General features: G+C 58.8%; 8 protein-coding genes and 1 pseudogene. 4 read left to right on the top strand and 5 right to left on the bottom strand.

The annotated features are described in order from the left end of the window. Positions 1 to 261 precede the first annotated feature (261 nt). The 5 genes from NKI52_RS30865 to NKI52_RS30845 form a co-directional block, all read right to left on the bottom strand. Positions 262 to 1065: a class I SAM-dependent DNA methyltransferase gene (locus NKI52_RS30865; RefSeq protein ID WP_352700668.1), complete on the bottom strand. Its 804-nt coding sequence runs from the start codon at positions 1063 to 1065 to the stop codon at positions 262 to 264. A 409-nt stretch (positions 1066 to 1474) separates the two neighbouring features. Then, the gene (locus NKI52_RS30860) at positions 1475 to 2359 is read right to left on the bottom strand and encodes an ArdC family protein (RefSeq protein ID WP_352700667.1); all 885 of its coding nucleotides are present in this window, start codon (positions 2357 to 2359) and stop codon (positions 1475 to 1477) included. Positions 2360 to 2678: 319 nt separating this feature from the next. Further along, entirely contained in the window at positions 2679 to 3737 is a 1059-nt protein-coding gene (locus NKI52_RS30855) for a hypothetical protein (protein WP_352700666.1), read from the bottom strand. 482 nt (positions 3738 to 4219) lie between these two features. Beyond that, positions 4220 to 5107, bottom strand: coding sequence for an ImmA/IrrE family metallo-endopeptidase (locus NKI52_RS30850; RefSeq protein ID WP_352700665.1), 888 nt, complete (start codon positions 5105 to 5107; stop codon positions 4220 to 4222). Then, on the bottom strand, positions 5104 to 5421 hold the full coding sequence (locus NKI52_RS30845; protein ID WP_352700664.1) for a helix-turn-helix domain-containing protein: 318 nt from the start codon (positions 5419 to 5421) through the stop codon (positions 5104 to 5106). Before NKI52_RS30845 ends, NKI52_RS30850 begins: the two co-directional genes overlap by 4 nt. 130 nt (positions 5422 to 5551) lie before the next feature. On the opposite strand from NKI52_RS30845, the pseudogene NKI52_RS30840 reads away from it, so the two are divergent. From NKI52_RS30840 to NKI52_RS30825, 4 genes and pseudogenes are all read left to right on the top strand, one after another. After that, positions 5552 to 5790 (top strand): annotated as a pseudogene (locus tag NKI52_RS30840) (DUF2188 domain-containing protein). Between the two features lie 28 nt (positions 5791 to 5818). Next, a complete protein-coding gene (locus NKI52_RS30835) occupies positions 5819 to 6091 on the top strand; it encodes a multiubiquitin domain-containing protein (protein WP_352700663.1) in 273 nt (90 codons plus the stop codon). Next, complete coding sequence (locus tag NKI52_RS30830; RefSeq protein WP_352700662.1) at positions 6066 to 7241, top strand: ThiF family adenylyltransferase; 1176 nt, start codon at positions 6066 to 6068, stop codon at positions 7239 to 7241. Before NKI52_RS30835 ends, NKI52_RS30830 begins: the two co-directional genes overlap by 26 nt. Continuing rightward, positions 7238 to 7645, top strand: coding sequence for a ubiquitination-like system serine protease family protein (locus NKI52_RS30825; RefSeq protein ID WP_352700661.1), 408 nt, complete (start codon positions 7238 to 7240; stop codon positions 7643 to 7645). Before NKI52_RS30830 ends, NKI52_RS30825 begins: the two co-directional genes overlap by 4 nt. Positions 7646 to 7668: the final 23 nt, after the last annotated feature.

Below are 7668 nucleotides of genomic sequence, written 5' to 3'. Positions count from 1 at the left end.
TATACTTTAATGTGTTATTTTTTTTTTTTTTGTTGTGGGTTGGTCTTTTTTTTTTTTTTATTTTTTTTTTTTTTTTTTGTGGTTGTTGTCCGCCGGTGGGGGGGTGTCTCGGCCGGCCCGCGGGTCTTCGGGGGCGGGCAACTCTACTTCGTAGTAACGTTCGAGATTCAATGCCATTACTAGTCCCCCGAAAGAGAACTAGCCTATGTCCATGTTAGACTGCAAGCCGCGTACAACGCGAGCGTGACAGCCGCGTGACGTTTATGCGGGGCTGCTGGGCCCTTGCTTGAACACGAAAAGATTGAACAACGGTCCCTTCCGCCCGACAAGCGAGTCCGGGACCTCCGCGCCGGCGTTGGCCAGCGCTTCGTCTTCGTAAGTTCGGTAGAGGCGGTCTAGGCGAAGGCCGGCCTTCTCAGCGGCGGCGATGACGTCTTCCTGCCGATGCTTGAAAGTGGGTACCTCGACGCGCCCTTCTGATGTGGGCAGCCGTGTCGAAGCATATGCATGGCCGGGGTCGAGGTCGGTCACGACGAAGCGGCCGTCTTGCGCCAGAACGGTCTGCACCCTCGTGAACAGATCACCTGGCGACTGCAGATGACCAATCATGCGGCAGGACAGGACGAAGTCGAAGGTGTCGCCCAAGCTGCTGAAATCGACCTTCGCGACGTCCTCATGGATGAGCTCTACGCGGTCACCCAGCCTTTGAGCGCATACCGCGAGCATCCGCGCACTGAGATCGATGCCGACGTACCGGCGTATGGAGCGTACCTCATCGAGGATCCGCTCGGCAACGGCGCCGGTGCCGATTCCGATTTCGAGCACGCGTTCGGGCGCAACGACACGTTCAGGGGGAGTCAAGAGTGAACGAAGAACAGGCCATTCAATCTTCCGCCACAGGATCTGCCATTTCCAGGCGTCATAGTGCGGAGCGGCTGCGTCATATCCCTTTGCCACGGCATGCTTGTAGCGCAACAGCTTCATGAGCCGGATGATGTTGGCATAGTGCCAACCGAATGACGAGTCACCGCCAACGCGGCTTTCGCCGTTGTTGATGTGCGCCAAGTTCATTCCCATGCCCACCACCGTACCACTCGCCAAGCAGCTTGGCGAGCTAGCCGTATAGTATATGAGGCGCTACCCACCGTTGCCAAGGCCTGCCCAAACGGGCAACCCTACAATGCACGACGTTGGTAAAGACCCAGCAAACGCTGGGGTTCCAGTCTTTCTACGGGTTCTATTGCTAATTCGAACTGTGACCCGATTCTGGCGGGACGTCCAGCGTCAGAGATGCTTGTGCACTGAGTTCAACCCTGCGCGTGATCCAATGCTTGCTCTTTGAGCACCCAGTGGTAGCCGCCAAGCCCACCTATGCTGGACCGTTCTGCTCTGTTGGTCCCTGGGTACTATCTTCTCTTTACGGACCCCGAACAACGTCGGCTCGGCGCTGTGGCTGGCTAAAAGAAAGCGACCGTCAGGCTGCCTCCTCCTTGTCCCCAAGGGCCAGCAGGTAATCGCCGGCGTCCGACGCCTTGCTGGCAGCAGTGACGAATGCCTTGCGGTCATGCTTGAGGATTTTGATCCAGCTTGCCAGATACTTGGCGTGGTCAGCACGGGGTTCCGCCTCGATGCCCAGCTTCGCGCAGAGGAAGGCAGCTCCCAGCTCGGCGACGAGTTCTTCGGCTGCGTAGGCGGCATCGCCGAAGCGTCTACCGAATTCGCGCTGCAGACGCGGCGCTGTCCAATGGGTCAGCTCGTGAAGAATTACACCGTAGTAGGCCTCGGTGGCGCTGCTGGTGGACGTTCCAGTGAACAGATGCCTGGGCGGCATGACAATTTCGTCGGTGCTTGGCCGGTAAAAGGCCTGTACGCCTTGGTGCGTAATCTTTGCAAGGCTTGCAGCGATCAACGCATCGGCCTGCGCGATCGGAGACACTTGGTTGTCTTCCGATGTGCGGACTTCGGGCTGATAGCCATCCACCTGTCCGATGTTGAAGACCCAGCTGAGGCGGGCGCAGGGAATGCGACGGCCTTCTTCGTCAGCGCCGGCATCATCGGGGTCCTTGCGCTCGAGCATCTGGAACCAAATGACCGGGGTGCCTTTTTCACCCTTGCGGACGCTTGCGCCCTTCTCCGACCACTGCTTGAAGGTTGCCCAGGCATTTTCCGAAAACCCAGCCTCCTGGGCGGCGACCCACAGCATGATCACGTTCGACCCGCGGTACTCGTGGCCGGTTAAGGCATTCGTGGGCATGATCAGTGACGGTCTGCTCCAAGGACGCTCGCATGGCCCGCAGTTTTCGAGGGCTCTAAGAATGGTGTCGGTAATGATCTGATAGGTGTCGCGCTTCGTTGGCATGGTTGGCTCCTTTCTGGACCGCCAGTGCGGCGGGAGCCTCCAGCGGCGGAGGGCCAAAGCGGCGCATGCACCCGAAGGGCCGGAATGGAGAGGAGGAGGGCCTGCCCTTGCCTGCGAAGCTGCCCGTAGCAGCCTGCTCCCCATTGCCGCACGGTCCAGAGAGAGCCAAAATCCCATGCGCGCGTCACCGGATCATGCCAGGCTCCATCTGCCCTCGATGCAGGGATTTCGCTGTCGTGCGCGAAAGTCTGTCGATCGCGCTACAGGCGGCCGGAATAGGTCCGCGGCTCGGCAAGGAATTAGGGTGGACCGCTGCGCCCTATTCGTACGGGAGTTCGCCAAACAGGCCGATCATAAGGGCGCTGTCCAGAACGCGGAACGGCAGTGTAACGAAGTGGTCCGGGTGACGTGGCTTGGCAGGGCCATCGCCGGCGACGTTCTTCGTGTGGCCGCTGACTCTTTCGCCATCCTCTTTGATGTAGGGAAGAACGACAATGCGGCCGTGGTTCTTGGAAAGGATCGAGCCTTCCTTCCAGAGCGCAGTCCCATCCTTGTCTTCCGAAGGTGCCACGGACTTAATCTGCCAGCCGACCGACCCGTCGTCCTCGTACCAGAACACAACTTCACCGACGACGAGCACGCGCTCGCCACGCTGCAATGCCTCGTCGAGAAGTCGCTGCACACTGGCCAGTTTCAGAAGCTGGTTGGCACGGGGCAACAAGATCTCGCGGATCTTCGCTTTGGTTTTGCCCCAATGGTCAGACCCGTTGAAGTCGTAGGCGTTGGCAGTGCGCGCGCGGTAGGCTTCCTGGGCACCCCGCCTGCCGGCGGTATATGGCTTAGTCCAGCGCAGGCCTTTTTCACAGTAAAGGACGTACGAAGAGTATCCGGTGCCCATGAGGACCGAGCGCAGATAGGGCATTTCGGAGAGCTGCGTTGCTAGAGCGTCCCGGTAGTCCTCGGAGTCCTTCGGCAGTTGAAGCTCCGATGCAAGTGGACGCGGGTCGTTAGCATGCCGCCGGACGCCCTCCTTGAACATCAACAACTCTTCGTTTGAAAGTCGTTCTTTCGCTTCAAGCGCTTTACGCATTTTGAGCCGCAAAGAGGCGCGGGTCTCCTCGTCCAACGCCCTTTCCTCCAGCGCCTGGGAGAGCTTGAGGTTGAGCGTCGCCGCAGCCTCAATGGCAGCGTCCTGATCCCGATATAGATCAACCTTAACGCCCCCATCTGGCGAAGGAACACGACGATCGCGCCATGCTGGTTTATGTGGTTCGCTCTCGGCGTACTCGATGATATGCCACCAGTTATGCAGTGGTCGGTACTCTGGCCAGACCGCCAGAATCGGATGAAAATCGCGCTTTTGATCGCCCCATTTCATAAGTCACTCCCTCTGTCGGGTTTGTGGGCATCGCTCCCGAAGACCACGTCCCGGAATCTACCAACAGGTGAATATAGCACGCCGCGCCGCGAGACTCCTCGGACCTTGGCGCTACTCGACCGCAGGGAAGGATGCCCGCCCGGCGCGATCGGAACGTCAACAGCTATACGCAGCTCGCCGTGACGGTGACGGTGAACGACGTGGCAACCGAAATGCTGACTACGTTGCCGAACCGCAAGCGGGTCCATTTTTGCCCAGCGCGGCTTACCTGCGGCATCTTCAGGACGGCGCCAAGCATCATCGACTGCCGGAGGACTATTTGCCGTTGACCGACAGAATCAACACTGCTGACCGGGTTGCTAAGGCGCCGCCCCTGCGCCTGCAAGACGGTCGAGCCTCGGCTTCGCCTGCGGCCGCAGGGGCACCCTTTGCAAACAAAAAGATGATTCAGGAGATTGAGGGCTTGGTGGTGCCGGGAGAGACTATCTAGCCGTGAAGCGGTCGACTGTATCCTCCTCCACGTCGGCTTCCTCAAGCTGACGAGGCGGTGCATCGTCCAATGCCAGCAGAGAAAGCGAGAAATCGTACTGCTCGGCTAACAACGTCGTCTCATGTACCGGTTCCCTTAGCCATACGCCGGCTGGATGGTCGCGCTCGCCACGGCCGTCGACAAGGACCTGGGGGTTGAGAGGCAACGCCGTCGCCGGAAGTTCTATCGGCCCGCCGATCGAGGTTTTGAAATACGCGCCAGACTTCCACGCCGGTTCGCTCGAACGCGCCCAAAGAACATAGCCGTCACGAGATACCACCAAGATGGCGCGGCGCTCCGTGTAGCTCAGCCAGCGCAGGACCGCAGCAATTAAAGAGACCCCGTACCGTTCGGCGCAGCCCTTCAGCATCGCCAAGTCGACCTTGGCTTTCGCCGATATCTGCCGCCGGAAATCATCGAGCGGCATCAGCAGCGTGGCGGCGAACACATTCGCCTGGTGCTCGACTTGGCCATATTCCGAGTCCCATCGGACAATTTGCTGCGGCCCGCATTCAAAACCGTTGGGATAAGCCAAGCGGTGCAGGAGATAATGGCCGAACTCGTGGGCGAGCGTGAAATTGATCCTGCCCTTGGAGGAGATGGCATTGTTGTAGATGATGCCCCATCCGGGCCGGCCCTTGGGAGCCGGATAAAGCGCACCGTCAAAGGTTGGCAGGTTATCTCCCTTGACCATTACGATGGGATCAGACGCAAAGCGATTCCGCGAGAACTCCAGCGCCACTTGTGCCACATCGATTGGAAACCGGTCCGCGCCGAGCACCACGTTCAGGAGATGTGTGATCTCGAAAGCCCAACGCTCCGGCGTGAAGACTTGGGTCATTCATCACCGCCCATGAGATCGAGCATCTTGCGGATTTTTTCTTTCGTGCCCGGATCCATGGTGCGGTATTTACGGAAAAACGCGGTATCCGTGGCGTCTTCGACCGCGACTGCATCTGTGAGCAGGTAATCGGGGGTAACGTCCAGTGCGATGGCGACTTTACTGATCTTGTCGGCGGACGGTCGTGGCAGGTCCTTGTTTTCAAGTTCCCAGATATAGCTTTTGCTGGACTCGGCCAGTTCAGCCAAGCGATCGAGGGTGAAGCCCTTTTGTTTGCGCAGGGTACGAATTTTTTCGCCAATGGGCGTGGTCACGGATAGCTCCTTTCCGGTTGATAAGTTCAGAGTAGCAGCACATAGGGTACTTGACAACCGAAACGAACTGGATCAAAGATGTTCGGAGTAGGCGTACTTTAAGTTCAACAACGACGAAGGAGATCAACATATGGCAGGCAAGAAAGGCGGCGGCACACATCATGTGGTGCCTAACAAGGCCGGGGGCTGGGACGTCAAGCGTGGCGGTAGCGAGCGGGCCTCCGGCACTTCGACACCAAGCGCGAGGCGGTGGACCAGGGGCGGAACGTCAGCCGCAACCAGCATACCGAACTCAAGATCCACAATCAGGACGGCCGGATCGCCCAGAGCGACAGCCACGGCAACGATCCCAACCCGCCGCGCGGCTAGCGGCTCCAACAAACAAGGAAATTCCCGAATGGAAACCCAGGAGACCGCAAAGGTCAAGGACAAGACCGTCACGATCATCGTTGACGGCACCCCCTACGAAGTCCCGAAAAAGGACGACATCACTTATGCGGAAGTGGTGACGCTCGCCCATCCCGACTATCCGCAGCACCCAGAGATCACTTACTCGGTGACTTACACCCGTGGCGACGGGCACAAGCCGGAGGGTATTCTAGCCCCGGGCGGCAGCGTCAAAGTCAAGGAAGGAATGGTCTTTAGTGTTAACCGAACTGGCCAATCATAACGACGACATCCGTCGTCTACTCGAAAAGGGCTATGCCCTGCGGGTTGACACGTTGCACCTCGTGGCCAGGGACATTCCCTACCTCGACCACGAGGGCACGCTTCAAACCGGTTCCATCGTCAGCAAGTTGGTGCCTGTCGACCAGAACCGCTACATGCAGCATGACCATCAGGTCTTTTTCGCCGGATCGGCGCCATACGGGCTCGATGGACGTCCGGTGGCAAATTTATCCGGTGGCGAGATGACCATTCCGTTGTCGCACCACGACGTCATCGTCCAGAGGTCCTTTTCCAACAAGCCGCCGAACGGGTTTCCGGATTTCTTCGACAAAGTCGAGCACTACGTAGCGCTGATCTCCGGGCCGGCGATCGAACGGTACCCGCAGGCAACGCCTCTCACTTTTCGTGTTGATCCGGACATCTTGCCGGATTCCGTCTTCAAGGTGCACGATTCCCTGACCAGCCGTGCCGAGATTGCGGATCTTGCCAGCGTGTTCAAGGACGACGTCATTGCCATCATCGGGCTCGGCGGCACCGGCTCCTACGTCTTGGACTTCATGGCCAAGACCCGGGTCAAGGAAATCCGCGGTTTCGATGGGGATAAATTTTACCCCCACAACGCTTTCCGGTCCCCAGGCGCCCTGGATCTCGGCGACTGGGGCAAGTCCAAGGCGGCGACCGCTGAAAAGCGCTACGCGAACTTCCGGCACGGATTATCCATGCGGCCGACCTATATTGATGCATCCTCCTCATCCGAACTCGAAGGGGTGACTTTCGCATTCGTTTGCGTTGACAAAGGTTCCGCCCGCGCAGCCATCTTTGACCTGTTGATAGCGCTGGCTATTCCCTTCATCGATGTGGGAATGGGGCTGAACCGCAAACAGGGCCCGCTGGCCGGCACCCTGCGGGCCACCTATTTCGGCGCCGAAAAGGCTGGCGAAGTTCGCGCCATGAATCTGGCCGAAACCGTGGATGATCCGGACAACGTCTACCGGGAAAACATCCAGATCGCCGAGCTTAACGCCCTCAACGCGGGTCTGGCCGTGATGAGGTACAAGCAGCTCCGCGGCTTTTACGTCGACGACAATTCGGCGTACCATTTGCTAATGGACACAACCGCCCTCCGCGTCATGTCGGAGCGCGACGCGTGAAGCATCTCGCGCTCCAGCATGTCCAGTATGTGCCAAAACAGCTCGAGTCGGGCATTCTCTATGTGTCCAGAGAATTTGCGGTGGCCGCCCATCTCTGCGCCTGCGGCTGCGGCAATAAGGTGTCGGTGCCTCTCGGCCCGGCCGAGTGGACTCTTTCTGAACGGAATGGCCGCGCGACATTGCGCCCGTCAATCGGTAACTGGCAGCTGCCCTGTCGGTCCCATTACCTGATTACAGATGGTGGGATTGATTGGGCAATTGGGTGGAGTGATGAGCAGATTGCAGCCGGTCGGCAAACCGAAGAAAGACGGCGTGAAGCGTATTATAAGGCTCGCGAACCACGGCTCGGTCTTGCCGCACGGATTTGGGCTGCCTTGCTGAAATTCCTCGGCCTGAGAAAGTAGTCTGTGAAGTGGATGATTGCTGA

Source organism: Mesorhizobium sp. M0590, from assembly GCF_040320905.1.
Taxonomy (GTDB): domain Bacteria; phylum Pseudomonadota; class Alphaproteobacteria; order Rhizobiales; family Rhizobiaceae; genus Mesorhizobium.
The sequence above is the reverse complement of the archived record's forward strand: the minus strand, read 5'-3'. Positions and strand labels throughout refer to the sequence as shown.